20 protein-coding genes and 1 pseudogene are annotated in these 24,641 nt (G+C 65.4%); 13 read left to right on the top strand and 8 right to left on the bottom strand.

Features of this window, described 5'->3' with window-relative positions; translation table 11 throughout:
• Positions 1-216: 216 nt before the first annotated feature.
• Together QMX96_RS23755 and QMX96_RS23750 are read right to left on the bottom strand one after the other, a co-directional pair.
• Entirely contained in the window at positions 217-831 is a 615-nt protein-coding gene (locus QMX96_RS23755) for an NAD(P)-dependent oxidoreductase (RefSeq protein ID WP_043860774.1), read from the bottom strand.
• A gap of 29 nt (positions 832-860) precedes the next feature.
• Positions 861-1,745, bottom strand: coding sequence for an MBL fold metallo-hydrolase (locus tag QMX96_RS23750; protein ID WP_282362577.1), 885 nt, complete (start codon positions 1,743-1,745; stop codon positions 861-863).
• A gap of 105 nt (positions 1,746-1,850) precedes the next feature.
• Between QMX96_RS23750 and QMX96_RS23745 the strand changes: the two are divergent.
• A pseudogene (locus QMX96_RS23745) lies at positions 1,851-2,754 on the top strand (LysR family transcriptional regulator).
• A 74-nt stretch (positions 2,755-2,828) separates the two neighbouring features.
• Entirely contained in the window at positions 2,829-3,002 is a 174-nt protein-coding gene (locus tag QMX96_RS23740) for a hypothetical protein (protein ID WP_167400210.1), read from the top strand.
• Here the strand turns inward: QMX96_RS23740 and QMX96_RS23735 are convergent.
• On the bottom strand, positions 2,995-3,873 hold the full coding sequence (locus tag QMX96_RS23735; RefSeq protein ID WP_282362576.1) for a helix-turn-helix domain-containing protein: 879 nt from the start codon (positions 3,871-3,873) through the stop codon (positions 2,995-2,997). The genes QMX96_RS23740 and QMX96_RS23735 overlap by 8 nt on opposite strands.
• Positions 3,874-4,012: 139 nt before the next feature.
• Between QMX96_RS23735 and pobA the strand changes: the two genes are divergently transcribed.
• Positions 4,013-5,203: a 4-hydroxybenzoate 3-monooxygenase gene (gene pobA, locus QMX96_RS23730; RefSeq protein WP_078479553.1), complete on the top strand. Its 1,191-nt coding sequence runs from the start codon at positions 4,013-4,015 to the stop codon at positions 5,201-5,203.
• A 108-nt stretch (positions 5,204-5,311) separates the two neighbouring features.
• A complete protein-coding gene (locus QMX96_RS23725; protein WP_282362578.1) occupies positions 5,312-6,715 on the top strand; it encodes an MDR family MFS transporter in 1,404 nt (467 codons plus the stop codon).
• Here the strand turns inward: QMX96_RS23725 and QMX96_RS23720 are convergent, their stop codons facing one another.
• On the bottom strand, positions 6,716-7,600 hold the full coding sequence (locus QMX96_RS23720; protein ID WP_043860769.1) for a DMT family transporter: 885 nt from the start codon (positions 7,598-7,600) through the stop codon (positions 6,716-6,718).
• Between the two features lie 151 nt (positions 7,601-7,751).
• Positions 7,752-8,384 (bottom strand): TetR family transcriptional regulator, encoded by a 633-nt coding sequence (locus tag QMX96_RS23715; RefSeq protein WP_043860768.1) that lies wholly within the window; start codon positions 8,382-8,384, stop codon positions 7,752-7,754.
• 261 nt (positions 8,385-8,645) lie between these two features.
• Between QMX96_RS23715 and QMX96_RS23710 the strand changes: the two genes are divergently transcribed.
• From QMX96_RS23710 to QMX96_RS23695, 4 genes are all read left to right on the top strand, one after another.
• A complete protein-coding gene (locus QMX96_RS23710) occupies positions 8,646-9,797 on the top strand; it encodes an efflux RND transporter periplasmic adaptor subunit (RefSeq protein WP_043860767.1) in 1,152 nt (383 codons plus the stop codon).
• Positions 9,798-9,800: 3 nt separating this feature from the next.
• Positions 9,801-12,956, top strand: a complete 3,156-nt coding sequence (gene ttgB, locus QMX96_RS23705; protein WP_043860766.1) for a multidrug efflux RND transporter permease subunit TtgB — start codon at positions 9,801-9,803, stop codon at positions 12,954-12,956.
• On the top strand, positions 12,953-14,407 hold the full coding sequence (locus QMX96_RS23700) for an AdeC/AdeK/OprM family multidrug efflux complex outer membrane factor (RefSeq protein ID WP_043860765.1): 1,455 nt from the start codon (positions 12,953-12,955) through the stop codon (positions 14,405-14,407). The genes ttgB and QMX96_RS23700 overlap by 4 nt, the downstream gene beginning before the upstream one ends.
• Before the next feature lie 200 nt (positions 14,408-14,607).
• Positions 14,608-15,861 carry an OprD family porin gene (locus QMX96_RS23695; RefSeq protein ID WP_100633546.1) on the top strand — a complete coding sequence of 418 codons (1,254 nt, stop codon included), beginning with the start codon at positions 14,608-14,610 and terminating at the stop codon, positions 15,859-15,861.
• A gap of 116 nt (positions 15,862-15,977) precedes the next feature.
• On the opposite strand, the gene QMX96_RS23690 is transcribed toward QMX96_RS23695, so the two are convergent.
• A complete protein-coding gene (locus QMX96_RS23690) occupies positions 15,978-16,880 on the bottom strand; it encodes a TauD/TfdA family dioxygenase (RefSeq protein ID WP_275728510.1) in 903 nt (300 codons plus the stop codon).
• Positions 16,881-17,061: 181 nt separating this feature from the next.
• On the opposite strand from QMX96_RS23690, the gene QMX96_RS23685 reads away from it, so the two are divergent.
• Positions 17,062-17,988, top strand: a complete 927-nt coding sequence (locus QMX96_RS23685; protein ID WP_043860762.1) for a LysR family transcriptional regulator — start codon at positions 17,062-17,064, stop codon at positions 17,986-17,988.
• Here the strand turns inward: QMX96_RS23685 and QMX96_RS23680 are convergent.
• Positions 17,945-18,991, bottom strand: a complete 1,047-nt coding sequence (locus QMX96_RS23680; RefSeq protein ID WP_043860761.1) for an ABC transporter substrate-binding protein — start codon at positions 18,989-18,991, stop codon at positions 17,945-17,947. The genes QMX96_RS23685 and QMX96_RS23680 overlap by 44 nt on opposite strands.
• Positions 18,992-19,259: 268 nt before the next feature.
• Between QMX96_RS23680 and QMX96_RS23675 the strand changes: the two genes are divergently transcribed.
• From QMX96_RS23675 to QMX96_RS23665, 3 genes are read left to right on the top strand one after another with little or no spacing between them, the layout of a single operon-like run.
• Positions 19,260-20,846: an ABC transporter permease gene (locus QMX96_RS23675; RefSeq protein ID WP_210014877.1), complete on the top strand. Its 1,587-nt coding sequence runs from the start codon at positions 19,260-19,262 to the stop codon at positions 20,844-20,846.
• A complete protein-coding gene (locus QMX96_RS23670; protein ID WP_282362575.1) occupies positions 20,843-21,667 on the top strand; it encodes an ABC transporter ATP-binding protein in 825 nt (274 codons plus the stop codon). The genes QMX96_RS23675 and QMX96_RS23670 overlap by 4 nt, the downstream gene beginning before the upstream one ends.
• Before the next feature lie 9 nt (positions 21,668-21,676).
• Positions 21,677-23,278, top strand: coding sequence for an arylsulfatase (locus QMX96_RS23665; protein ID WP_282362574.1), 1,602 nt, complete (start codon positions 21,677-21,679; stop codon positions 23,276-23,278).
• Here the strand turns inward: QMX96_RS23665 and QMX96_RS23660 are convergent.
• A complete protein-coding gene (locus QMX96_RS23660; protein ID WP_282362573.1) occupies positions 23,250-23,942 on the bottom strand; it encodes a Crp/Fnr family transcriptional regulator in 693 nt (230 codons plus the stop codon). The genes QMX96_RS23665 and QMX96_RS23660 overlap by 29 nt on opposite strands.
• A gap of 89 nt (positions 23,943-24,031) precedes the next feature.
• Between QMX96_RS23660 and QMX96_RS23655 the strand changes: the two genes are divergently transcribed.
• Complete coding sequence (locus QMX96_RS23655; RefSeq protein WP_043860756.1) at positions 24,032-24,556, top strand: Mpo1-like protein; 525 nt, start codon at positions 24,032-24,034, stop codon at positions 24,554-24,556.
• The last annotated feature ends 85 nt before the right edge of the window (positions 24,557-24,641 follow it).

The raw sequence follows: 24,641 nt of genomic DNA, 5'->3' as shown, positions 1-24,641 counted from the left end.
CTCCGCGTTGATGCAGTCGCCGGCAAGGCCGGCTCCTATACCTGTAGGAGCCGGCCTTGCCGGCGAATGCTTTCTAGGCTCTGTACGAAAAGCCTTGATACTCGGTGATGCTGCGTTGAAAACAGCCTCGGAATGCTCATTTACAACCCGTAAACTCCGCTTCCTCGGCTGTTTTCGCCTTGCCTGACCTTCGTCTCAAGACTTTTCATACAGCCCCTAGTACCCCACAGTAAAGCGCTGACGCGAATGCGCTGGCTTCTCTACCTCATCGAGCAACGCAATCGCATAGTCGGCAAAGGTGATCCAGCTCCTGCCCTTCGCGTCGACCAGCAGGTGATCCTTGCCCACCCTGTAGCTACCGGTGCGCTCGCCTTCGACGAACTCCGCCGACGGCGACAGGAAGGTCCAGTCCAGTTGCTGCTCCTGGCGCAAGGCCTGCAGAAAATCGCCACCTGCGCTCGCCTCGGCCTTGTAGGCCTCGGGGAAGTCCGGCGCGTCGATCACGCGCTCCCCTGACGGCAGCAGCAGGCTGCCCGCCCCGCCCACCACCAGCAGGCGCTTGACCCCGGCCTTCTTGACCGGCCCGATGATCGCCTGCGCCGGCACCGTGGCAAAGTGCGCGGCGCTGAGCACCACGTCATGCCCGGCAACGGCCTGCTCCAGCCCCTCGCCCCGGGTCACGTCCAGGGCTACCGTGCTCACCCCTTCGCGCCCCTGCAGGCGCGACGGGTCGCGGGCAATGGCGGTGACGCTGTGGCCACGGCGCAGGGCCTCTTCCAGCAACTGGCTGCCGGCACGTCCGGTAGCACCGATGATTGCGATCTTGCTCATGGAAACCTCCGATCAGGATTGAACGACACTTACCACTTCATTTCGCCCTTGGCGACCTTGGCGCCGAGCTCCAGCGAGCTCTCCTCGCCCAGGCCGGGGTAACGTTTTTTCATTGCAGCGACCAGCTCGGCCGAGTTGGCCGCCCTGGCGGTTTCGGCATCGAAGGCGCGGATGTAATCGGCGGTGAAGCGCACCGCCTCGAGCGACCCCTTGCTCTGCCCCAGGTAATGCCCCGGCACCACCGTCTGCGGCGCCAGCTGCTCGATGCGCGCCAGGGTCGCGAGCCAGTCCTTGTGCGACTGCGCCGACTGGGTGTCGGCCATCCACACGTGCAGGTTCTCGGCCACCACTACCCCGCCGACCACCGCCTTGATCGACGGGACCCATACAAAGTTGCGGTCGGGCTGCGGGCCGTCCAGGCCGATCACTTCAAGACGCTGCCCTTCAAGGGTGAGCACGTTGCCGGGCAGCACGTCAGGCACGATGAGCCGGGCTGGCTTGTCGGCCCCCATCTGCGGGCCCCAGTAGGCAAGCTTGGCAGCCATGGTCTGCTTGATGTGCGCGACCGTCGCCTGCGACGCCAGCACCTTGGCCTTGGGGTAGGCACGGGTCAGGGTGTCGAGGCCGAAGTAATAGTCCGGGTCGCCATGGCTGATGTAGATGGTGGTGAGTTGCTTGCCGCTATCGCGAAGCTTCTTCAGCACCTGCTCGGCCTGGCCCTTGCCGAACTGTGCATCCACCAGAATCGCCTCGTGCTGGCCACTGACGATCACCGAGCTGACCGGAAACAGCGCCTCGCTGCCGGGGTTGTACACGTCCAGTTTCAGCGGTGCGTCGCCGGCAACGGCCTGGGTGATCGCACCTAAAGCGGCACACGCCAGCAGCAGGCGACGCAGGGAAAAGAAAGCAGCCATCAAGCAATACCTGTTCAAGTCATCGATGAGGCACAGCTTAGTTGCACGAACCATCACAAAAAATGCGATGCTCCAACATAGTTTGTTTCTGAAATCGGGCAGATCATGGACCGTCTCACCGCAATGAAGGTGTTCGTCAGCGTAGTCGACCTGGGCAGCCAGTCGGCCGCCGCCGACCAACTGGACCTGTCACGCCCTGTGGTTTCGCGTTACCTGGCCGAGCTGGAGGACTGGGTGGGGGCGCGCCTGATGCAGCGCACCACGCGCAAGCTGAGCCTGACTGCCGCCGGCCTGGAAACCCTGCCGCGCTGCCGGCAGATGCTGGAACTGGTGGGCGACCTGCACGCGGCAGTGGGCGCCCCGGATGACGCCCCGCGAACTGCGCATCAGCGTCAGTACCTCGTTCGGGCATGCGCAACTGGTGGAAGCGGTAGCGGACTACGTCAAGCGCTACCCGCTGGTGAAGGTCGACCTGCAGATGCTCGACCGCACGGTCAACCTGGTGGACGAACGCATCGACCTGGCCATCCGCGTCAGCAACGACCTGGACCCCAACCTCATCGCCCGCCGCCTGAGTGTGTGCCGCTCGGTGGTGTGCGCCTCGCCAGCCTACCTGCGCGAGCACCCCGTACCGCGCCAGGTGCAGGACCTGAGCCAGCACAACTGCCTGACCCATTCGTACTTCGGCCACAGCCTCTGGCATTTCGAGGTCGACGGCGAACAGGTGTCGGTGCCGGTGCAAGGCAATATCAGCGCCAACGAGGCCCTGACCCTGGAGCGCGCCACCCTGGCCGGCACCGGTATCGCCATGCTGCCCACCTACCTGGTGTGGCAAGCCCTGCGCAGCGGCACGCTGGTACGCCTGCTGCCCGAGGCCAGGCCCCGCGAACTGGGCCTGAACGCGGTGTACACCTCGCGCAAGCACATGCCCGCAACCCTGCGCAGCATGCTCGACTTTCTGGCGGCACGCTTCACCGACCCGCCCCACTGGGACCACGGCCTGGACTGACCGGCAGGCACCTGGCGCAATGCTGGCCTATGCTTGTAGAAGCATCTGTGTGCGGGATACAGGAGGTTGGTGCCATGACCCTGAAATCCAGAAAGTGCGCTGCCCTGTTGGCCATCACTGCCGTGCTCGGGGTGTACGGGGCAGCGGCGTATCGGGTCGAGCTGCTGCGCCAGCAACCCTATGCGGCGTCCAGCTGCAGCTCCGCCCACTGCCTGCCCCATGCCGGCACACTGAGCGTGGTCAGGTAGCCAGCGAAGGTTCACGACGACGAAAGTCGCGGGGCGAAAGGCCGGTCATGCGCCGGAAGAAGCGCGAGAAGTACGCCGGGTCGGCAAAACCCAGGCTGTCAGCCAACTGGTTGATCGTGAGGCTGGTGTAGATCAGGTCGCGCTTGGCTTCCAGCACGATGCGCTGGTGCACGATCTGCAGCGCCGACTGCCCGGCCAATGCCCGGCACAAGGTATTGAGCGTTGCCACCGACACCCCCACCTGATGCGCCAGCTGCTCCACGCTCGGCTGCTGGCGAAACTGCTGCTCCACCAGCCCGTTGAAACGCTGCAGATACTCGCGCCCACGTTCCGGCACCTGGGCACCGGCACTGCGGCGCAACTGTTGGCGGCTGATCCACACCACCATCAGGTTGATCAGCGAATGCAGCTGCAACTCGCGCCCGGGCAGGTCCTGCTGGTACTCGGCCTGCAGGGTGCTGAACAGGCTGTTGAGGTAATCGGCGTCGGCCCCGGCCAGGTAACTGGCGCCGCGCTGCAGGGCGGCTGGCACGCCCGTCAGTTGCCGCTGCAGCACCTCCACCAGCGGCGCCGCCAGGGTCACCACATAACCGTCGATGTCTTCGGAAAAACGAAAGCCGTGCACGCACAGCGCCGGCACCACCTGGATCGCCGCCTGCTCCAGGCGACACACCTGCCCCTCCAGCTCGATCTCGGCCTGGCCCCTGTACAGAAACAGCAGCTGCCACAGGTCGGCATGCCGGTGCGGCTCGATCTCCCACTGGTGCAGGCGGCTGCGCGCCGGGATCGACTCGCTGTGCAGCAGGTCGGGCGTCGGCCAGCCCAGCGTCTCGCCGTACAGCTTGAATACCGGAATCGACACCCTGTTCATCACACCCTCGCTTCCCGACCACTGTCCGATAAACGCACCCATTAGCGAAAAGTACCGCTTTGTGCTCGGTTTGTCCCTTCAGAAGGCCAGCCCGCAAGCGAAAAATGCAGGTACTCCAATCATAAAAAGTCCAACAACCATGAAAACCCAAGTCGCGATCATCGGTGCGGGCCCGTCCGGCCTGCTGCTCGGCCAGTTGCTGCACAACGCCGGCATCTCCAACGTCATCCTCGAACGCCAGGGCCCCGACTATGTACTGGGGCGTATCCGCGCCGGCGTGCTCGAACAGGGCATGGTCGAGCTGCTGCGCGAAGCCGGGGTCGGTCAGCGCATGGACGCCGAAGGGCTGCCCCATGCCGGCTTCGAGCTGGCCTTCGACGGGCGCCGCGAGCACATCGACCTCAAGGGCCTGACCGGCGGCCAGGGCGTGATGATCTACGGCCAGACCGAAGTCACCCGCGACCTGATGGCCGCCCGCGCCGACAGCGGTGCGACCACGGTCTACCACGCCGAGAACGTGCGCCCGCACGACATGAAGACTGGGCAGCCTTACGTCACCTACGAAAAGGACGGCCAGCAGCATCGCCTGGACTGCGACTACATTGCCGGCTGCGACGGTTATCACGGGGTGGCACGCCAGTCGATTCCGAGCGAGGCGCTGCAGGTGTTCGAGCGGGTCTACCCGTTCGGCTGGCTGGGCATCCTGGCCGACACCCCGCCGGTCAGCGACGAGCTGGTGTACGCGCGCCACGAACGCGGCTTCGCCCTGTGCAGCATGCGCTCGCCCACCCGCACCCGCTACTACGTGCAGGTGCCGGCCGAAGAGAAGGTCGAGGACTGGTCGGATGAGCGCTTCTGGGAGGAACTCAAGTCGCGCCTGCCCGACGAGCTGGCCGAGCGCCTGGTCACCGGCCCGTCGATCGAGAAAAGCATCGCCCCGCTGCGCAGCTTCGTGGTGGAGCCGATGCAGTACGGGCGCCTGTTCCTGGTCGGCGACGCCGCGCACATCGTGCCGCCCACCGGGGCCAAGGGCCTGAACCTGGCCGCCAGCGATGTCAGCACGCTGTACAACATCCTGCGCAAGGTCTACGCCGAAGGCCGCACCGACCTGCTGGAACGCTACTCGGCGATCTGCCTGCGGCGCATCTGGAAGGCCGAACGCTTCTCGTGGTGGATGACCTCGATGCTGCACCGCTTCCCCGACAGCGACGCCTTCAGCCAGCGTATCCAGCACACCGAGCTGGACTACTTCGTGGGCTCCGAGGCCGGGCGCAGGACCCTGGCAGAAAACTACGTGGGCCTGCCCTACGAGCCCATCGAAGACGCTTAGCAGGCTATCGAGTACACTGGGCAGCACCCGGTCCCACTTGCCCAGAGCTACCTCGTGACGCAATTGAACACTCCGCAACCCGCCCTGCGCAGCGTGCTCGTCGCGCTGATGCTGGCGATCTTCCTCGGCGCGCTGGACCAGACCATCGTCGCGGTCTCGATGCCGGCGATCTCCGCGCAATTCAACGACGTGACCCTGCTGGCCTGGGTGATTTCCGGCTACATGGTGGCCATGACCGTGGCGGTGCCGATCTACGGCAAGCTCGGCGATCTGTACGGCCGACGGCGCATGATCCTGACCGGTACCGGGCTTTTCACCCTGGCCTCGCTGTTCTGCGCGCTGGCACAGAACATGGAGCAACTGGTGCTGGCGCGGGTACTGCAGGGCATCGGCGCGGGCGGCATGGTGTCGGTCAGCCAGGCGATCATCGGCGACTTCGTGCCGCCCCGCGAGCGCGGTCGCTACCAGGGTTATTTCAGCAGCATGTATGCCCTGGCCAGCGTCGCCGGCCCGGTGCTGGGCGGGCTGCTGACCGAGTACCTGTCGTGGCGCTGGGTGTTCTGGCTGAACCTGCCGCTGGGGCTGACCGCCTGGTGGGTCACCGAGCGTACCCTGCGCGGGCTGGCCACGCCGCAACGCAAGGCGCAGGTGGACTACCCCGGCGCGGTGCTGTTGATCTTGGGCCTGACGGCCCTGCTGCTGGGCATCACCCTGATCGGCCAGGGCCAGCCCATCGGGTCCGGCCCGGTTGCCGGCCTGCTGCTGGCAGCCCTGTTCGGGCTGGGCGTATTCGTGCTGCACGAACGCCGCGCCGTCGAGCCACTGCTGCCGTTGCAGCTGTTCGGCAACCGGGTGGCAGTGCTGTGCTGGTGCACGATCTTCTTCACCAGTTTCCAGGCCATCTCGCTGACCATGCTGATGCCGCTGCGCTTTCAGAGCATCACCGGGGCGGGCGCCGACAGCGCCGCCCTGCACCTGCTGCCCCTGGCTATGGGCCTGCCGCTCGGCGCCTATTGCGGCGGCCGCCTGACCAGCCTGACCGGGCGCTACAAGCCGCAGATTCTGGGCGGTGCACTGTTGATGCCGGTGGCGATCATCGGCATGGCCCTGAGCCCGATCGACGGCGTGCTGCTCAGTGGCGCGTTCATGCTGCTGACCGGCATCGCCTCGGGCCTGCAGTTCCCCACCTCGCTGGTGGCAACCCAGAGCGCAGTGGAGCCGCGGGACATCGGTGTGGCTACCAGCACCACCAACCTGTTCCGCTCGCTGGGCGGGGCGATGGGCGTGGCCTGCATGTCGGCACTGCTGCTCAGCCTGCTGCACGACAGCGGCTTCAGCCTGGCCGGCGAGGCGTTGATCGGCAGCCTCAAGGACGGCCAGGCCAGTGCGGCGGTGCAGGCGCAGTTGCTGCAGACCTTTCGCAACCTGTTGCTGGGTAGCGCCGCCGTCTCCCTGCTGGGATTGTCGGCGGCGCTGGCATTGCCCAACCGCGAGCTGCGCGGCCGGCAGTAGTCAGTTGCGCCGCTGCGCCCAGGCCACCGCCAGGCCGCTCAGGCAAATGACCGCAATGCCGACCACGCCGTAGGCGTCCGGGGTGTGATTGAAAATGAGGTAGCCGTACAGGCCGGCGAACAGGATCTGCCCGTAGCTGAAGGGCGCCAGCATGGCCGGCGCGGCATGCCGGAAGGCCTGGGTCAGCAGCATGTGCCCGAGCATCCCGCAGGTGCCCAGGCCGATCATGAACAGGCCATGCCCCAGGGTCGGCATGCTCCAGAAGAATGGCACCAGCGCGGTCATGATCAGGCTGTTGAAGATGCCGGTGAGAAAGTTGCTGGTGGTCGGGCTGTCGATGCCGCTGAGCTTGCGCGTGAGCAACTGGTAGCAGCCGAAGCAGAAGGCCGAACACAACGGCAGCAGGATTGCGGGGGTGAACAGCGCCCCGCCCGGGCGCACCACGATCAGCACGCCGACAAACCCGGCCAGCACCGCCAGCCACTGGGCGCGGCTGACCCGTTCACCCAGCAGCGGTACCGACAATGCGGTTACCAGCAGGGGCGCGAGGAAGTTCACGGCGGTGGCTTCGGCCAGGGGGATGTAACGCAGGCCGGTGGTGAAGAACAGGCTGGTGCCGATCAGGCACAGCGCCCTGGCCAGTTGCAGGCCGGGGCGGCGTGTACGCACCACCGCCGAGAAGCCGCTGCGCGGCACGAACACCACCAGCATCAGCAGGGTGTGCACCACATAGCGCGCCCACACCACCATGACGATGGCATAGAAGCCGGAAAGGTATTTGGACAGGGCATCGTGGCTGGCGAACAACAGCACCGCCATGCACATCAGGGCGATTGCCTTGAGCGGCTGCTCGGCACCTTTGAGGGTCGGGTTGTGCGCACTCATGCCAGGGCTCTACGAAAAGTTGATGGTCCTTGGGGGCAGACTACCCGGTCACCGACTACCGTTCCAAGCAGCGCCGGTGTTTTTTGTTGACCGGGCACGGGGCACGACAGGGAAACGTCCTATGCCAACCTTCACAAATGCTCACAAATGCTCAATTGCGCAGCGACGGGCTCAAGCGCAGCATATCCAGCCCGGTATCCACCCACCGCTCGGCATCCCCGGCAATATCGAAACTGTCCGGCAGCAGCAGCCAGCTGCCAATGATGCCGTCGATGTAAGCGAATATTGCAATAGCGGCACGCTGCGGGTCCATGTCCGCAGGCAATTGCCCACGCCTGACTGCATTGGTCAACGTCAGCGCTATACGCTCGTAGCAGTCGCGGGTCGTGGCCTGGCGCTGCTGACGGATCTCACACATGTCATCGGTGAATTCACACTTATGATGCAGGATCTCATTGATGCGCCGGGTACGCGGCTCGTGCAGCATCTGCTGCATCAGTTGAATCAGCAACTTGCGCATGCAGCCCAGCGGGTCCGGCTCGTCTTCGCTCTCGCCGGCCTGGGCCAGCGCCTCGATCGGCTCACGCAGGCTGTCGAGCAGGGCCTGCACCAGTTCGCCCTTGTCCTGAAAGTGCCAGTAGATGGCACCCCGGGTCACCCCGGCCAGCTTGGCGATATCCGCCAGGGTGGTACGCGCCACCCCACGGGCATGGAAAGCTTTTTCGGCGGCCTCGAGTATCTGTTGGCGGGTTTCCTGAGCTTCCTCTTTGGTGCGACGGACCATGGCAGTACAACCTCATCAAGGAGCCGGACGCGCGCTGCGGGCGTCCGGGTTCTGAGCCGGTATGGCCACTGTCGGGCCCTCTACCGGGTGTCTTAATCAAGCCTGTGGTCACCTCGACAAGGTGCGCCACGGGTATTTACAAACAAGCATGAATGTAAGTATATTCCTTAGCATCCTACTTATCCACCCGGAATTAATTTTCCCTTCATCCCGTTTCCATTACTCTTGAGCGTCTTCAGCTCTTTCGACCCGAGGATCTTCATGCAATTCAAGCCAGCTGTTTCCGCTCTGGTTTCCGCCGTCGCCCTGGCAACACTGCTCAGCGGCTGTAAAAAGGAAGAAGCGGCGCCTGCGGCGCAAGCTCCTCAGGTCGGCGTCGTGACCCTTCAATCCCAGGCCTATACCCTGACTTCCGACCTGCCGGGGCGCACCATCGCCTACCGCGTGGCCGAAGTGCGTCCACAGGTCAACGGCATCATTCTCAAGCGTCTGTTCAAGGAAGGCAGCGAGGTCAAGGAAGGCCAGCAGCTGTACCAGATCGACCCGTCGGTGTACGAGGCGACCCTGGCCAGCGCCCAGGCCAACCTGCAATCGACCCGCTCGCTGTCGGACCGCTACAAGCAACTGGTGGCCGAGCAGGCGGTGAGCCGTCAGGAATACGACGACGCACAAGCCAAACGTTTGCAGGCTGAAGCCTCGCTGCGCAGCGCACAGATCGACCTGCGCTACACCAAGGTGCTGGCGCCACTGAGCGGCCGTATCGGACGCTCGATGTTCACCGAAGGTGCGCTGGTCAACAACGGCCAGGCCGATGCCATGGCGGTGATCCAGCAACTGGACCCGATCTACGTCGACGTCACCCAGTCTTCGGCCGAGCTGCTCAAGCTGCGCCGCGAGCTCGAAAGCGGGCAACTGCAGAAGGCCGGTGCCAACGCCGCCAAGGTCTCGCTGAACCTGGAAGACGGCACCACCTACACCCACGAAGGCCGCCTGGAGTTCTCCGAAGTCTCGGTCGACCAGACCACCGGCTCGGTAACCCTGCGCGCCGTGTTCCCCAACCCCGAGCACAACCTGCTGCCAGGGATGTTCGTGCATGCACGCCTGGCCGCCGGCGTGAACGCCAACGCGATCCTCGCCCCGCAACAAGGCGTGACCCGTGACCTCAAGGGCCAGCCCACCGCGTTGATCGTGGACAAGGACAACAAGGTCGAACTGCGCCAGCTCAAGGCCAGCCGTACCGTTGGCAGCGACTGGCTGATCGAGGAAGGCCTGAAGCCGGGCGACCGCCTGATCACCGAAGGCCTGCAGTTCGTCAAGCCGGGCATCGAGGTCAAGGTCAGCGAAGCCACCAACGTCAAGCCTGCCCAACCGTCCCAGGCCAATGCAGCGTCAGCAGGGGCCAAAGGGGAATAAACCATGTCGAGATTCTTTATCGATCGCCCCATCTTTGCCTGGGTAATCGCCCTGGTGATCATGCTGGTCGGGGCCTTGTCGATCGTCAAGTTGCCGATCAACCAGTACCCGAGCATCGCGCCGCCGGCCATCGCCATCGCCGTGACCTACCCGGGCGCCTCGGCGCAGACCGTGCAGGACACCGTGGTCCAGGTGATCGAGCAACAGCTCAACGGTATCGACAACCTGCGTTATGTGCAGTCCGAGAGCAACTCGGACGGCAGCATGACCATTACCGCCACCTTCGAGCAGGGTACCAACCCTGACACCGCGCAGGTCCAGGTGCAGAACAAGCTGAACCTGGCCACCCCGCTGTTGCCGCAAGAAGTGCAGCAGCAGGGTATCCGCGTGACCAAGGCAGTGAAGAACTTCCTGCTGGTGATCGGCCTGGTGTCCGAAGACGGCAGCATGACCAAGGACGACCTGTCGAACTACATCGTCTCCAACATGCAGGACCCGATCTCGCGTACCGCCGGTGTGGGTGACTTCCAGGTGTTCGGTGCCCAGTACGCCATGCGTATCTGGCTCGATCCGGCCAAGCTGAACAAGTTCCAGCTGACCCCGGTGGACGTCAAGACCGCCGTGGCCGCGCAGAACGTGCAGGTGTCCTCCGGTCAGCTGGGCGGCCTGCCTGCCCTGCCCGGCACGCAGCTCAACGCCACCATCATCGGCAAGACCCGCCTGCAGACCGCCGAGCAGTTCGAGAAGATCCTGCTCAAGGTCAACCGCGACGGCTCCCAGGTCCGCCTGGGCGATGTCGCCGACGTCAGCCTGGGGGGCGAGAACTACAGCGTCAGCGCACAGTTCAATGGCAAGCCGGCCTCCGGCCTTGCGATCAAGCTGGCAACCGGGGCCAACGCCCTGGACACCGCCAAGGCACTGCGCAACACCATCGCCGAGCTGGAGCCGTTCTTCCCGCCTGGCATGAAGGCGGTGTTCCCGTATGACACCACGCCTGTGGTCACCGAATCGATCAGTGGGGTGATCCACACCCTGATCGAGGCGATCGTGCTGGTGTTCCTGGTGATGTACCTGTTCCTGCAGAACTTCCGCGCCACCGTGATCACCACCATGACCGTACCGGTGGTATTGCTCGGCACCTTCGGCATCCTTGCCGCGGCAGGCTTCAGCATCAACACCCTGACCATGTTCGCCATGGTCCTGGCCATCGGCCTGCTGGTGGACGACGCCATCGTGGTGGTGGAAAACGTCGAGCGGGTGATGTCCGAAGAGGGGTTGTCACCCAAGGAGGCGACCAAGAAGTCCATGGGCCAGATCCAGGGTGCCCTGGTCGGTATCGCCCTGGTACTGTCGGCGGTACTGCTGCCGATGGCGTTCTTCGGCGGCTCCACGGGCGTGATCTACCGGCAGTTCTCGATCACCATCGTGTCGGCCATGGGCCTGTCGGTGCTGGTCGCGCTGATCTTCACCCCGGCGCTGTGCGCCACCATGCTCAAGCCGGTCAAGAAAGGCGAGCACCATACCGCCAAGCGTGGCTTCTTCGGCTGGTTCAACCGCAACTTCGACCGCAGCGTGCAGAGCTACGAGCGCGGCGTGGGCAACATCCTGCGTCACAAGGCCCCGTACTTCCTGGCCTACATCCTGATCGTGGTGGGCATGGTGTGGCTGTTCATGCGTATCCCTACCGCGTTCCTGCCCGAGGAAGACCAGGGCGTACTGTTCGCCCAGGTGCAGACCCCGGCCGGTTCCAGTGCCGAGCGCACCCAGGCGGTGGTCGACGAAATGCGCGCCTACCTGCTGGACAAGGAGTCCGACACAGTGGCCTCGGTGTTCACCGTGAACGGCTTCAACTTCGCCGGCCGCGGCCAGAGCTCGGGCATGGCCTTCATCATGCTCAAGCCGTGGGGTGAACGTTCTGCCGAAAACAGCGTGTTCAACCTGGCAACCCGTGCCCAACAGCACTTCTTCAGCTTCCGCGACGCGATGGTGTTCGCCTTCGCCCCGCCGGCCGTACTGGAGTTGGGTAACGCCACCGGTTTCGACGTGTTCCTGCAGGACCGCGCCGGCGTCGGCCACGACAAGCTGATGGAAGCGCGCAACCAGTTCCTGGGCATGGCCGCGCAGAGCAAGATCCTCACCCAGGTACGTCCGAACGGCCTGAACGATGAGCCGCAATACCAGCTGACCATCGACGACGAACGCGCCAGTGCCCTGGGCGTGACCATCGCCGATATCAACAACACCCTGTCGATCGCCCTGGGTGCCAGCTATGTGAACGACTTCATCGACCGTGGTCGGGTCAAGAAGGTCTACCTGCAAGGCACTGCCGATTCGCGCATGAGCCCTGAAGACCTGCAGAAGTGGTACGTGCGCAACGCCGCTGGCGAGATGGTGCCGTTCTCTTCCTTCGCCAGCGGCGAGTGGAGCTACGGTGCACCCAAGCTGTCGCGTTACAACGGTGTCGAGGCAATGGAAGTACTCGGTGCGCCAGCCCCTGGCTACAGTACCGGTGAGGCCATGGCCGAGGTCGAGCGCCTGGCGGCGCAACTGCCAGCCGGTGTCGGCTTCGCCTGGACCGGCATGTCGTACGAAGAAAAGCTGTCGGGCTCGCAGATGCCGGCACTGTTCGCGCTGTCGCTGCTGATGGTGTTCCTGTGCCTGGCGGCACTGTACGAGAGCTGGTCGATCCCGATCGCGGTAGTGCTGGTGGTGCCGCTGGGTATCATCGGTGCACTGATGGCGGCCAGCATGCGCGGGCTGTCCAACGACGTGTACTTCCTGGTGGGGCTGCTGACCACCATCGGCCTGGCGGCGAAGAACGCGATCCTGATCGTCGAGTTCGCCAAGGAACTGCACGAACAGGGCCGCAGCCTGGTCGATGCGGCGATCGAGGCGTGCCGCATGCGTCTGCGTCCGATCATCATGACCTCGCTGGCGTTCATCCTGGGCGTGGTGCCGCTGACCATCGCCACCGGCGCAGGCTCCGGCAGCCAGCACGCCATCGGTACCGGTGTGATCGGCGGCATGATCACCGCAACGGTACTGGCGATCTTCTGGGTACCACTGTTCTTCGTAAGCGTGTCGTCGCTGTTCGGTAGCAAGAAGCCCGAAGAAGAGGACGCCAAACCTGAAACCCCACGCTATGAGGCCGGGCAATGAGTAAGTCCCTGTTGTCCCTGGCAGTCACCGCCTTCATTCTCGGTGGCTGCTCGCTGATCCCTGATTACCAGACCCCCGAGTCGCCGGTGGCGGCCCAGTGGCCGCAAGGGCCGGCCTACTCGCCGACCCAGTCGGCCGACGTGGCTGCGGCCGAACAGGGCTGGCGCCAGTTCTTCCATGACCCGGCGCTGCAGCAACTGATCCAGACCTCGCTGGTCAACAACCGTGACCTGCGGGTCGCCGCGCTGAACATCGATGCCTACCGGGCGCAGTACCGCATCCAGCGGGCCGACCTGTTCCCGGCGGTCTCGGCCACCGGCAGCGGCAGCCGCCAGCGGGTGCCGGCCAACGTTTCGCAGACCGGCGAGTCGAGCATCAACAGCCAGTACTCGGCCACCCTGGGCGTGAGTGCCTACGAACTCGACCTGTTCGGTCGGGTGCGCAGCCTCAGCGAGCAGGCCCTGGAAACCTACCTGTCGAGTGAACAGGCGCGTCGTTCCACGCAGATCAGCCTGGTGGCCAGCGTGGCCAACGCCTACTTCACCTGGCAGGCCGACAAGGAGCTGCTGACGCTCACCGAAGACACGCTCAAGACCTACGAGCAGAGCTATGCCCTGACCCGTCGCAGCAGCGAAGTCGGCGTGGCCTCGGCTCTGGACCTGAGCCAGGCGCGTACCTCGGTCGAGGGCGCACGGGTCAAGCTGGCCCAGTACCAGCGCCTGGTGGCGCAGGACCTGAACAGCCTGGCCGTGCTGGTCGGCACCGGCGTGCCGGCGAACCTGCCCAACGGCATGAAACTCGACAGCGACCTGCTGGCCGACGTGCCGGCCGGCCTGCCATCGGACGTGCTGCAGCGTCGTCCCGACATCCAGGAGGCCGAGCACCTGCTCAAGGCCGCCAACGCCAACATCGGCGCGGCGCGCGCAGCGTTCTTCCCGAGCATCAGCCTGACCGCCAACGCCGGGACCCTGAGTCCCGACATGGGCGGGCTGTTCAAGGGCGGCTCGGGCACCTGGCTGTTCCAGCCGCAGATCAACCTGCCGATCTTCAACGCCGGCAGCCTGCGTGCAAGCCTGGACTACTCGAAGATCCAGAAGGACATCAACGTCGCCAAGTACGAAAAGACCATCCAGACTGCCTTCCAGGAAGTCTCCGATGGGCTGGCGGCGCGCCAGACCTTCAACGAGCAGTTGCAGGCCCAGCGTGATCTGGTCGAAGCCAACCAGGACTACTACCGCCTGGCCGAGCGTCGCTACCGTATCGGTATCGACAGCAACCTGACGTTCCTGGATGCCCAGCGCAACCTGTTCAGTGCCCAACAGGCCCTGATCAGCGACCGGCTGTCGCAGCTGGTCAGCGAGGTCAACCTGTACAAGGCCCTGGGTGGCGGCTGGTACGAGCGCACCGGTGATGCCCGCCAGCAAGCGTCGATCGAGTCGCCCAAGGGTTGATTCGATAGCGTGGCGACACAACAGCCCACCCTTCGCGGTGGGCTTTTTTGTGCCTGCAAGCCTGCCCCTACCAAAAGTAACCAGACAGTTAGTGTTCGGTTATCGCCCAATTCCGCCTGTAACGAATTGATTCCCTCCTGCCTGCCACAGCACCATCCATCCGCCATCGCCCCAACATAAAAACAAGAGACGCCCTAACGATGAACACTTTCCAGCCCGCACGTCACCTGTTCCCCGGCCTGCTTGCCATGAGCTGCGCCCTGCCCGCCCTGGCCGACGAAGGGGGCTTTGTCGAAGACGCCAAGGTTGGCCTCAACCTGCGCAACTTCTACATCAACCGCAATTTCGTCGACCCGGCCAACCCCCAGGGCAAGGGCGAGGAATGGACCCAGAGTTTCATCCTCGACGCCAAGTCCGGCTTCACCCAGGGTACCGTCGGCTTCGGCGTCGACGTGCTGGGCCTGTACTCGGTCAAGCTCGACGGCGGCAAAGGTACCGCCGGCACGCACCTGTTGCCGGTACACGATGACGGCCGCCCGGCCGATGACTTCGGACGCCTGGGCGTGGCGCTCAAGGCCAAGGTCTCCAAGACCGAGCTGAAGGTCGGCGAATGGATGCCGGTACTGCCGATCCTGCGTTCGGACGACGGCCGCTCGCTGCCGCAGACCTTTCGCGGCGGCCAGCTGACCTCCCAGGAAATCGACGGCCTGACCCTGTATGCCGGGCAATTTCGCGGCAACAGCCCGCGCAACGACGCGAGCATGGACGACATGTCCATGAACGGCCGCGCCGGTATCACCTCCGACCGCTTCAACTTTGCCGGTGGCGAGTACACCTTCAACGACAAGCGCACCCTGGTCGGGGTGTGGAACGCCCAGCTCAAGGACATCTACAACCAGCAATACATCAACCTGGTGCACAGCCAGCCGCTGGGCGACTGGACCCTGGGCGCCAACCTGGGCTACTTCATCGGCAAGGAAGACGGCGCCGAGCGTGCCGGCAAGCTCGACAACCGCACCGCCTCGGCGCTGCTTTCGGCACGCTATGGCAGCAACACCTTCTACGTGGGGCTGCAGAAGGTCAGCGGCGACGACTTGTGGATGCGGGTCAACGGCACCAGTGGCGGCACCCTGGCCAACGACAGCTACAACGCCAGCTTCGACAATGCCAAGGAGCGCTCCTGGCAGCTGCGTCACGACTTCAACTTCGCCGGGCTTGGCGTGCCGGGGCTGACCCTGATGAACCGCTACATCAAGGGCGACAACGTGCACACCGCCGTGGTCAGCGACGGCAAGGAATGGGCGCGGGAATCGGAGCTGGCGTACGTGATCCAGTCCGGCAGCCTGAAGAACCTGTCGTTCAAATGGCGCAACTCGACCATGCGCCGCGACTTCAGCACCAATGCATTCGACGAGAACCGCCTGATCGTCAGCTACCCGATCAGCTTTCTCTGAACCCCTTCGCCGGCAAGGCCGGCTCCTACAGGCCCGCGCTACCTTTTAGGAGCCGGCCTTGCCGGCGAATAGGTATGTTCAGACACTACAAGGTATGTTCAGACACTACAAACTCATTATCCCTTCAGCGTGCGGCTACGCTGCCCCTGCACCCCCACCGGCACATCCCCCTGCAGCGTCACCCGGCGCACCACGCGCCCCTGGGTACCGTAGTCATCCACCGCATAATGCTGGGTCGCGCGGTTGTCCCAGATCGCCACGTCCCCGGCCTGCCAGCGCCAGCGCACGGTGTTCTCCAGGCGCGTCACATGGCTCTGCAGCAGGTTGAACAGGTGATCCGAATCGGCCTTCGAATAGCCCTTGATGCGCTTCACGAAATGCCCCAGCAGCAGGTGCTTCTCACCGCTCACCGGGTGCACCCGCACCACCGGATGTTCGGTCTCGTACACCGTCGAAGTGAACACCTTGCGGTAGTTCTCCAACTGCTCGAGGCTCACGTTCGGCTTGGTCGCGGCATAGTCGTACTCGTTGCTGTGCACCGCCCACAACTGCTCGGCCAGCGCCTGCAAGGCCGGTGACAGGTCGTCGTACGCGCTGGCGGTATTGGCCCACACCGTATCGCCCCCCGACGCCGGCGCCACCACCGAACGCAGGATCGACGCCTTGGGGTACGCCTCGACGAAGGTCACGTCGGTGTGCCAGGAGTTGGCCCGACGCCCTTGCCCGCCATCGAGTTCCAGCAGGTAGCGGGTGCCGTCGCGCACCGGCACGGTCGGGTGCGCGATGGGCTCGCCCAGCAGGTGCGCGAAGGCTTCCTGGGTCTGGTCGTCCAGCTGCGTCTGGCCCCTGAAGAAGATCACCTTGTGCTGCACCAGCGCGGCCTGGATCGCCTCCACCACCGCCGGGGCCAGGTCGGCGCCCAGTGTCACCCCACTAATTTCGGCACCGATGCGCCCGGCCACCGGATGAATCTCCAGCGCATGGCTGACAGGTGCTGCGGCAAATGCGGCGTTGCTCATGGTTCGTCCCTCATCGGTTGCGTCACGGTAAGTGCCGATGAAACTCTGGCGCTATCTATATGCAAATAAGCTCTAACAGATATGCAAGTGCTTCATTGACGGAATAAGAGCTTGCATTTAAAACCCAGACTCCCGGGGCGGCAAATACCTTCGCCCTATTTTTGGAATGCCGGAAAAGCATATGGATCTTCGCCAACTGCGCTACTTCATCGCCCTCACCGAACACCGCAGTTTCGTGCGCGCCGCCGACGCCATGGGCATCACCCAGCCCGCCTTCAGCCGCAGTATCCAGGGCCTGGAGCAGGAGTTCGGCTGTGTGCTGGTGGACCGCGCCAACAAGGATCTGCGCCCCACGCCCGAAGGCCAGGTGGTGCTGCAGCACGCCCTGCGCCTGGTGCAGGGCGCGGCGCAGCTGAGCAGCGAGGTGCAGCAGATGACCAAGCTCGATGCCGGCGAGCTGCGCTTTGGCTGCGGCCCTGCACCGGCGGTGAACCTGGTGCCGCAGGCGGTGGCGCAGTTCATCAACGCCCACCCCAAGGTGCGCACGCATTTCGAGGTCTCAAACTGGGAAAAGCTCAGCCGGGCGCTGAGCCGCGAAGAGATCGAGTTCTTCGTCGCCGACATCCGCCACTTCGAAGCCGACCCCAACTTCCAGACCCTGGCCCTGACCCCGCGCCGCGGCCTGTTCTTCTGCCGCCCCGGGCACCCGCTGCTGGCCAAGGACAGCCTGTCGACCAACGACATGTTCGACTACCCGCTGGCCTGTTCGCTGATTCCGCCGGGGGTGCGCAAGCTGCTGGCCAACCTCAGCGGCAAGACCGACTTTTCGCCGCAGATCCAGAGCGAGCATCAACCCACCCTGCTCAAGATCGTGCTCGGCACCAATGCCATCGGCATCGGCAGCGAAGAGGCCTACGGCGCGGCGGTGCAGGCCGGCGAACTGGTGCGTCTGCACTGGCGCAACCTGCCGGCCAACCTCGACAGCTTCAATGCCCGCTGCGGCATCGTCAGCCGCAGCGGCTACCGCCTGTCCCCTGCGGCGCGGGCGATGATCGAGACCCTGATCAACCTTGACCGCCAGCCTGCGCCACAGGCGCTGGTCGGGTAGCCTGCGGCGCCAGCCACTGGTCGACCTTGAACGGTTTGCGAATCAGGCGCTGCTGCGCGGCGAGGTCCACCGAGGCTTGCAGGCGGGCGAGAAAGTCGGGGTCCAGGGTCGAGTCGAACACCGCGCTCAGGCGCTCCTGGCTGAGGTCACGCTGCAGGATCGCCGGCGGGTAGCTGGCACGCTCCGACACCAGCTGGATGTAGGCGTCCTTGTTGGCATCGTCGGTCAGCCATTGCACCGCCGGCTGCTGCGCGGCGACGAACTTCTCGACCACTGCCGGGTACGCATCGACGAAGGCACCGGCGGCCACCAGCACCGCCTGCACATTGCCCGCCCCGCCCAGATCGCGGGTATTGAGCGGCAGTTCAGCCAGGCCGCGATCAGCCAGCGCACTGATGCCGGTGGAGCCCCAGGTGGCGTCGATCTGCCTGGCCGCCAGGGCAGCGATGGCCGCGCTGAAATCCAGGTTGATGACCTTGAGGTCCTTCTCGCTCAGGCCCTGGCTGGCCAGCGCGGCATCGAACGAAAGCTGCGTGGCGGTGCCACGGAACACCGCCACGCGCTTGCCCTTGAGGTCCTGCAGGGTCTTGATGCCGCTGCCCGGCACCACCCCAAGGTAGTGCTTGACCCCGCGCGCGGTGGCGGCCACCAGGCGGGTGTCGACGCCATTGGCCTTGCCGATGATCGCCGCCAGGTCGCCCAGGTAGGCGAAGTCCACCTGGCCATTGGCGAACGCCTCGTTGATGACCGGCCCCGCACCCTTGAAGTAGTTCCACTGGATGCTGATGCCGTCGGCGGCGAAGGCTTTCTCCAGCAGCTGTTGCTGTTGCAGCACGTCGGTGATGCCACCGCCCGAATGCTGGGTGCCGGCACTCAGGTCGGGCACCGCGATGCGGATCTGCTTGAGCTCGGCGCCCTGCGCCAGTGTCGGCATCCAGCCGATCACGGCGGCCAGTGCGGGGGTGGCGAACAGGCTGAAAACACGATTGATCGACAGGTTCATGGCACACAGCTCCTTGTAATGGTGCGGCCACGCTACCCATAGCGGATGCCAATCTTTAAATACTATTAAATTACATTTTAATAACCATATTACATATAAGCCCTGTCAGGCCCGGCCCTGCGGGGTATGCATTGCACACAACCAAAATATGCTTCGAATGCATTGGCTGCGCGGCGAGTCAGCGGCTTTAAATGCAGTTCTTATCGCTCAATCGAATGTAATTTCTTCTGCATATACCCATAAGAAATATACAAATAGCGAGGCCTGCATGACCCGTACCGCCCTTTCCTCACTGGCCCCCGCCCCTGGCCTGCCGCGTCTGCGCAGCCTGCCCTGGCAGCGCCTGCAAGCCTGGTATCTGCCCCTGCTGCTGGCGGCGGTGTGGTGGCTGGCCAGCCGCAACCACTGGATGAGCGAGCAGATACTGCCACCGCCTGCGCTGGTATGGGACAGCGCCGTGGAACTGGGTCGCGGCGAGGTGTGGGCGCACCTGGCCATCAGCCTGCAACGCCTGCTGCTGGGGCTGGTGGCCGGGGTCGGGGCCGGCGCGGTGCTCGGCGCCTGGCTGGGCTTCAGCCAGCGCGCCGAACGCCTGGTACTGCCGACTTTCAACGCCCTGGCGCAGATCCCCACGCTGGCCTGGGTGCCGCTGTTCATGGTGCTGTTCGGCATCGGCGAAGTGCTCAAGCTGGTGGTGCTGGTCAAGGCGGTGATCGTGCCGGTGACCCTGCACACCCTGGTGGGCGTGCGCGATGCCCAACCGCGCCTGCGCGAAGCGGCGGCGGTACTGCGCCTGCCCACGCACCTGCTGGTTCGCCGGCTGATCCTGCCCGCTGCGCTGCCGGCGTTTCTGGCCGGTGTGCGCCTGGCCCTGGCGGCCGGCTGGACCTCGCTGCTGGCGGTCGAGCTGCTGGCCTCCAGCGAAGGCCTGGGCTACCTGATGGTGTGGGCACGGCAACTGTTCATGCTCGACATCGTGTTCGTGTGCATCGCCGTGATCGGCGTGCTCGGGCTGCTGATGGACCGCGGCCTGGGCTGGCTCGACCGGCGCCTGCTGCACTGGCCGCACCCGGCCACCGCACAACTGCGGGTGCGCCCGCTGCGTGGCTGGCAGCGCCTGCATGCCCTGGGCCTGCCGCTGGCGCTGCTGGTGCTGTGGCAACTGGCAAGCCAGTACGGTTGGGTCGATGCGAACATCCTGGTGGCGCCGCTGGAGGTGGTGCACAGCACCTGGGCCGGCGTGCTCGACGGCACCTTGAGCGGCGCGCTGGCCGTCAGCGTCGGGCGAGCGCTGGGCGGCCTGCTGCTGGGCGGCAGCCTGGGCTTTGCCTTCGGCCTGCTGCTGGGCCTGTCGCGTCGCGCCGAGCGCCTGCTGGGCCCGAGCCTGGCCGGACTGCGTCAGATCGCGATCTTCGCCTGGGTACCGCTGCTGACCGCCTGGTTCGGCCTGGGCGAACTGGCCAAATGGGTATTCGTCGGCCTGGCGGCATTCTTCCCGCTGTTCATCGCCACCCAGCGCGCGGTTGCCAGCCTGCCTGCGCAGCTCGACGAAGCCGCCCGCGTGCTGCGCCTGAGCGGTGCCCAGCGCCTGCGCAGGCTGGTGCTGCCGGGCGCCGCGCCGGGCATCTTCGCCGGGTTGCGGGTCGGCCTGATCTACGCCTGGCTGGGCACCATCGGCGCCGAGTACTTCATGCCGTCCGGCGGCGGCATCGGCAGCCTGATGATCGGCGCCCAGCAACTGCTGCGCATGGACCTGATCATGGCCGGCATGCTGCTGGTCGGCCTCACCGGCGCCCTGCTCGGCGCCGTCGGACAACACATCGAACTGCGCGCCACGCGCTGGAGACGGGCATGAACGCACTCGCTCACCCACGGGTCAGCTTCAACCAGGTCGGCAAGCGCTTCAGCGTGGCCGACGGCGAACTGGAAGCGATCCGCGATTTCAACCTGCAGATCGCCGACGGCGAATTCGTCGCCATCGTCGGCGCCAGCGGCTGCGGCAAGTCCACCCTGCTGCGCCTGCTGGTGGGCCTGGACGCCGAGTACCAGGGGCAGATCCTGATCGACGGCCAGCCGGTGCACGGCATCGGCAGCGAGCGCGGCATCGTGTTCCAGGAGCACCGCCTGTTCCCCTGGCTGACAGTGGCCGAGAACATCGACCTGGGCCTGGTCAACGAGGGCCTGGAGCGCACCCGGCGCGCCCGGCGGGTGGCCGACTTCATCAGCCTGGTGGGCCTCGAAGACTTTGCCCAGGCCTACCCGCACCAGCTCTCGGGCGGCATGGCCCAACGCGTGGCGATTGCCCGCGGGCTGGTGGCCAGCCCGCGCATACTGCTGCTGGACGAACCCTTCGGCGCCCTCGACGCCCTTACCCGCCAGCAGATGCAGGACGAACTGCTGGCCATTCGCGAACGGGCGCGCATCACCACCCTGCTGGTAACCCACGATGTCGAGGAAGCGACATTCCTGGCCGACCGCGTGGTGGTGCTCGAACCGCCCCCGGGGCGGATCAAGCGCATCGTCGAGGTCGACCTGCCGCACCCGCGCCAGCGCGCCAGCCTGGCGTTCCACCGCCTGCGCGAAACCCTGCTGCACGAACTGACCCACGATGAGCGCTACCTGCCGCCCGCCGTGGAGCAAATCCGCGACCTGCCCCTGACCTACCTTGCCTGCTGAGTGCCGACCATGAGCCAACGCCCCAACTTCCTGATCATCGTTGCCGACGACCTGGGCTTTTCCGACCTGGGTGCCTTCGGCGGCGAAATTGCCACGCCGCACCTGGACGCCCTGGCCAATGCCGGCCTGCGCCTGACCGACTTCCACACCGCGCCCACCTGCTCGCCGACCCGCTCGATGCTGCTGACCGGTACCGACCACCACATCGCCGGCATCGGCACCATGGCCGAGGCGCTGACCCCGGAGCTGATCGGCAAGCCGGGCTACGAGGGCTACCTCAACGACCGCGTGGTGGCGCTGCCCGAGCTGCTGCGCGAGGCCGGCTACCAGACACTGATGAGCGGCAAGTGGCACCTGGGCCTGAAGGCCGAGCTGGCGCCACATGCGCGTGGCTTCGAACGTTCGTTCGCGCTGCTGCCGGGCGCGGCCAACCACTATGGCTTCGAACCCACCTACGACGAACACACCCCCGGCCTGCTCAAATCGACCCCGGCGCTGTACATCGAGGACGACACCTTCGTCGAAGCGCTACCCGAAGGTTTCTATTCCTCCGACGCCTTTGGCGACAAGTTGCTGCAGTACCTCAAGGAGCGCGACCAGAGCCGGCCGTTCTTCGCCTACCTGCCATTCTCCGCGCCGCACTGGCCGTTGCAGGCGCCGGCCGAGGTGGTGGCGCGCTACAAGGGGCGCTACGACGCCGGGCCCGAAGTACTGCGCCAGGAGCGCCTGGAAAAACTGCGCGCCCTGGGCCTGATCGGCGCCGAGGTGCAGGCGCACCCGGTGGATGAACAATGGCAGGCGCTGAGCGACGAACAGCGCCAGCGCTCGGCACGCGCCATGGAGGTGTACGCGGCGATGGTCGAGCGCATGGACTGGAACATCGGCCGGGTGCTCGGCTACCTGCGCAACCAGGGCCTGCTGGACAACACCCTGGTGCTGTTCATGTCCGACAACGGTGCCGAGGGCGCGCTGCTCGAAGCCTTCCCCAAGTTCGGCCCGCACCTGGCCAGCTACCTGGACCAGCACTACGACAACAGCCTGGACAACATCGGCCGCGCCAACTCCTACGTGTGGTACGGCCCGCACTGGGCCCAGGCGGCCACCGCACCGTCGCGGCTGTTCAAGGCCTTCACCACCGAGGGCGGCATTCGCGTGCCGGCCCTGCTGCACTACCCGGCACTGGCGCGCCAGGGGCAGGTCAGCCATCAGTTCAGCACCGTGATGGACATCACCCCGACCCTGCTGGACCTGGCCGGCATCCGCCACCCGGGCAAACGCTGGCGCGGGCGCGACGTGGCGCCGCTGCGCGGCAAGTCGTGGCTGGGCTACCTGTCGGGCGAGACCGAGCAGGTACACGACGAGCACACCGTCACCGGCTGGGAGCTGTTCGGGCGCCGGGCGATTCGCCAGGGGCACTGGAAGGCGGTGTACATTCCGGGCCCGGTGGGGCCGGCCACCTGGCAGCTGTACGACCTGAGCATCGACCCCGGCGAGGTCCACGACCTGGCGCAGGCGCAGCCGGCAAAGCTGCAGGCCCTGCTCGGCGAATGGCAGAAGTACGTCGAGGAAACCGGGGTGATCCTCAGCCAGTCGCCGTTCCAGCCGGATTAGCCATCAGTGCCAGGCGCGCGGGGTCGAGAATCTCGATCTCGCCGTAGCTCAGGCGCAGCACGCCATCCTGCTCCAGCGCCTTGAGAATCTGGTTGGTGGTCTGGCGCGACAGCGCGAGCATCAGCGCCAGTTGCTCCTGGGACAATTGCAACACCCTCCTGGCCCCCTCCACTTCGCCGTAACCGGCGGCGATCTGCAGCAGCCGATAGGCCACCCGCGGCGCGGCACTCATCAGGCTCTGCTGCTCCAGCGCGACAAAGGCCAGGCGCAGCTTGTGGCTCATCAGCAAGGCGAATTCACGCCAGTAATGCGGTTGCGCATCCAGCAATTTCACCAGCGCGCCCTGGGGCACCCGCAGCAGGTGGGTGACACCTTCGGCATAGGCGTCGTGGGTACGTGGCTGGTCGTCGAACAGGCAGATCTCGCCGAACCAGTGCGGGGCCTCGATCAGGGTCAGCACCGCCTCCTTGCCCTGGGCGCTGACCGCACCGATGCGGATGGCGCCATCGAGCACCGCGTACAGTCCGCAAGGCGGGTCGCCGCGCTGGAACAGGCAGGCGCCGGCCTCCAGGCTCACGGGCCGAGCCAGGTGCAGCAGGCTATCCTGCAGGGTAGCGGGCAACTGTTTGAACCAGTGACCCTGGCGCAAGGTTGAAGCGTTCATCGGGGGCCTCGTGGTGACACTGTCGGCTAGCCGACAGACGACGGTGCCTGCGCAGGGCAAGCTCGGGCAATCCTACAGGAGGAACAACAATGAAAAGCCTCGTCGAGCACCTGAGTCAATACGCGGCCTACCACCGCGACCCACGCAACATCGCCACGCACTTCGTGGGTATCCCGCTGATCGTGGTGGCGGTCACGGTGCTGCTGTCGCGTCCGGGCATGGCATTGGGCGGGGTGTGGCTGTCGCCTGCATTGCTGGTGGCGCTGTGGTCGGCGTGGTTCTACCTGCGCCTGGACACCCGCTTCGGGTTGCTGATGAGCGTGTTGCTGGGCTTGTGCCTGTGGGCCGGGCAGGTACTGGCGGTTCAGAGCACGCTGGTGTGGCTGGGTGCGGGGCTGGGGCTGTTCGTGGTGGGCTGGGTGATCCAGTTCGTCGGCCACTATTACGAGGGGCGCAAGCCGGCGTTTGTGGACGACATCAGCGGGCTGATCGTGGGGCCGTTGTTCGTGGTGGCGGAGATGGCGTTCGTGCTGGGGTTGCGCGGGGAGTTGAAGCGGTCGATCGAGGCGAATGCGGGGCCGGTGGGTAGTCGCTCGAAAAAGGCGCTGCTCTGACGGCCACCATCGCGGGTCAAGCCCGCTCCCACAAGGTATGCACCAGCCTCAAGGCAGCGGTGAACCTGTGGGAGCGGGCTTGACC

This window comes from Pseudomonas sp. PS01300 (assembly GCF_029960155.1).
Lineage (GTDB): Bacteria > Pseudomonadota > Gammaproteobacteria > Pseudomonadales > Pseudomonadaceae > Aquipseudomonas > Aquipseudomonas palmensis.
The sequence above is the reverse complement of the archived record's forward strand: the minus strand, read 5'-3'. Positions and strand labels throughout refer to the sequence as shown.

Excerpts from the sequence above, each read along its gene's own strand:
- QMX96_RS23755 (WP_043860774.1), bottom strand. The coding sequence starts at position 831 with ATGAGCAAGATCGCAATCATCGGTGCTACCGGACGTGCCGGCAGCCAG.
- QMX96_RS23750 (WP_282362577.1), bottom strand. The coding sequence starts at position 1,745 with ATGGCTGCTTTCTTTTCCCTGCGTCGCCTGCTGCTGGCGTGTGCCGCT.
- QMX96_RS23740 (WP_167400210.1), top strand. The coding sequence starts at position 2,829 with ATGACCCTGAAATCCAGAAAGTGCGCTGCCCTGTTGGCCATCACTGCC.
- QMX96_RS23735 (WP_282362576.1), bottom strand. The coding sequence starts at position 3,873 with ATGAACAGGGTGTCGATTCCGGTATTCAAGCTGTACGGCGAGACGCTG.
- pobA (WP_078479553.1), top strand. The coding sequence starts at position 4,013 with ATGAAAACCCAAGTCGCGATCATCGGTGCGGGCCCGTCCGGCCTGCTG.
- QMX96_RS23725 (WP_282362578.1), top strand. The coding sequence starts at position 5,312 with ATGCTGGCGATCTTCCTCGGCGCGCTGGACCAGACCATCGTCGCGGTC.
- QMX96_RS23720 (WP_043860769.1), bottom strand. The coding sequence starts at position 7,600 with ATGAGTGCGCACAACCCGACCCTCAAAGGTGCCGAGCAGCCGCTCAAG.
- QMX96_RS23715 (WP_043860768.1), bottom strand. The coding sequence starts at position 8,384 with ATGGTCCGTCGCACCAAAGAGGAAGCTCAGGAAACCCGCCAACAGATA.
- QMX96_RS23710 (WP_043860767.1), top strand. The coding sequence starts at position 8,646 with ATGCAATTCAAGCCAGCTGTTTCCGCTCTGGTTTCCGCCGTCGCCCTG.
- ttgB (WP_043860766.1), top strand. The coding sequence starts at position 9,801 with ATGTCGAGATTCTTTATCGATCGCCCCATCTTTGCCTGGGTAATCGCC.
- QMX96_RS23700 (WP_043860765.1), top strand. The coding sequence starts at position 12,953 with ATGAGTAAGTCCCTGTTGTCCCTGGCAGTCACCGCCTTCATTCTCGGT.
- QMX96_RS23695 (WP_100633546.1), top strand. The coding sequence starts at position 14,608 with ATGAACACTTTCCAGCCCGCACGTCACCTGTTCCCCGGCCTGCTTGCC.
- QMX96_RS23690 (WP_275728510.1), bottom strand. The coding sequence starts at position 16,880 with ATGAGCAACGCCGCATTTGCCGCAGCACCTGTCAGCCATGCGCTGGAG.
- QMX96_RS23685 (WP_043860762.1), top strand. The coding sequence starts at position 17,062 with ATGGATCTTCGCCAACTGCGCTACTTCATCGCCCTCACCGAACACCGC.
- QMX96_RS23680 (WP_043860761.1), bottom strand. The coding sequence starts at position 18,991 with ATGAACCTGTCGATCAATCGTGTTTTCAGCCTGTTCGCCACCCCCGCA.
- QMX96_RS23675 (WP_210014877.1), top strand. The coding sequence starts at position 19,260 with ATGACCCGTACCGCCCTTTCCTCACTGGCCCCCGCCCCTGGCCTGCCG.
- QMX96_RS23670 (WP_282362575.1), top strand. The coding sequence starts at position 20,843 with ATGAACGCACTCGCTCACCCACGGGTCAGCTTCAACCAGGTCGGCAAG.
- QMX96_RS23665 (WP_282362574.1), top strand. The coding sequence starts at position 21,677 with ATGAGCCAACGCCCCAACTTCCTGATCATCGTTGCCGACGACCTGGGC.
- QMX96_RS23660 (WP_282362573.1), bottom strand. The coding sequence starts at position 23,942 with ATGAACGCTTCAACCTTGCGCCAGGGTCACTGGTTCAAACAGTTGCCC.
- QMX96_RS23655 (WP_043860756.1), top strand. The coding sequence starts at position 24,032 with ATGAAAAGCCTCGTCGAGCACCTGAGTCAATACGCGGCCTACCACCGC.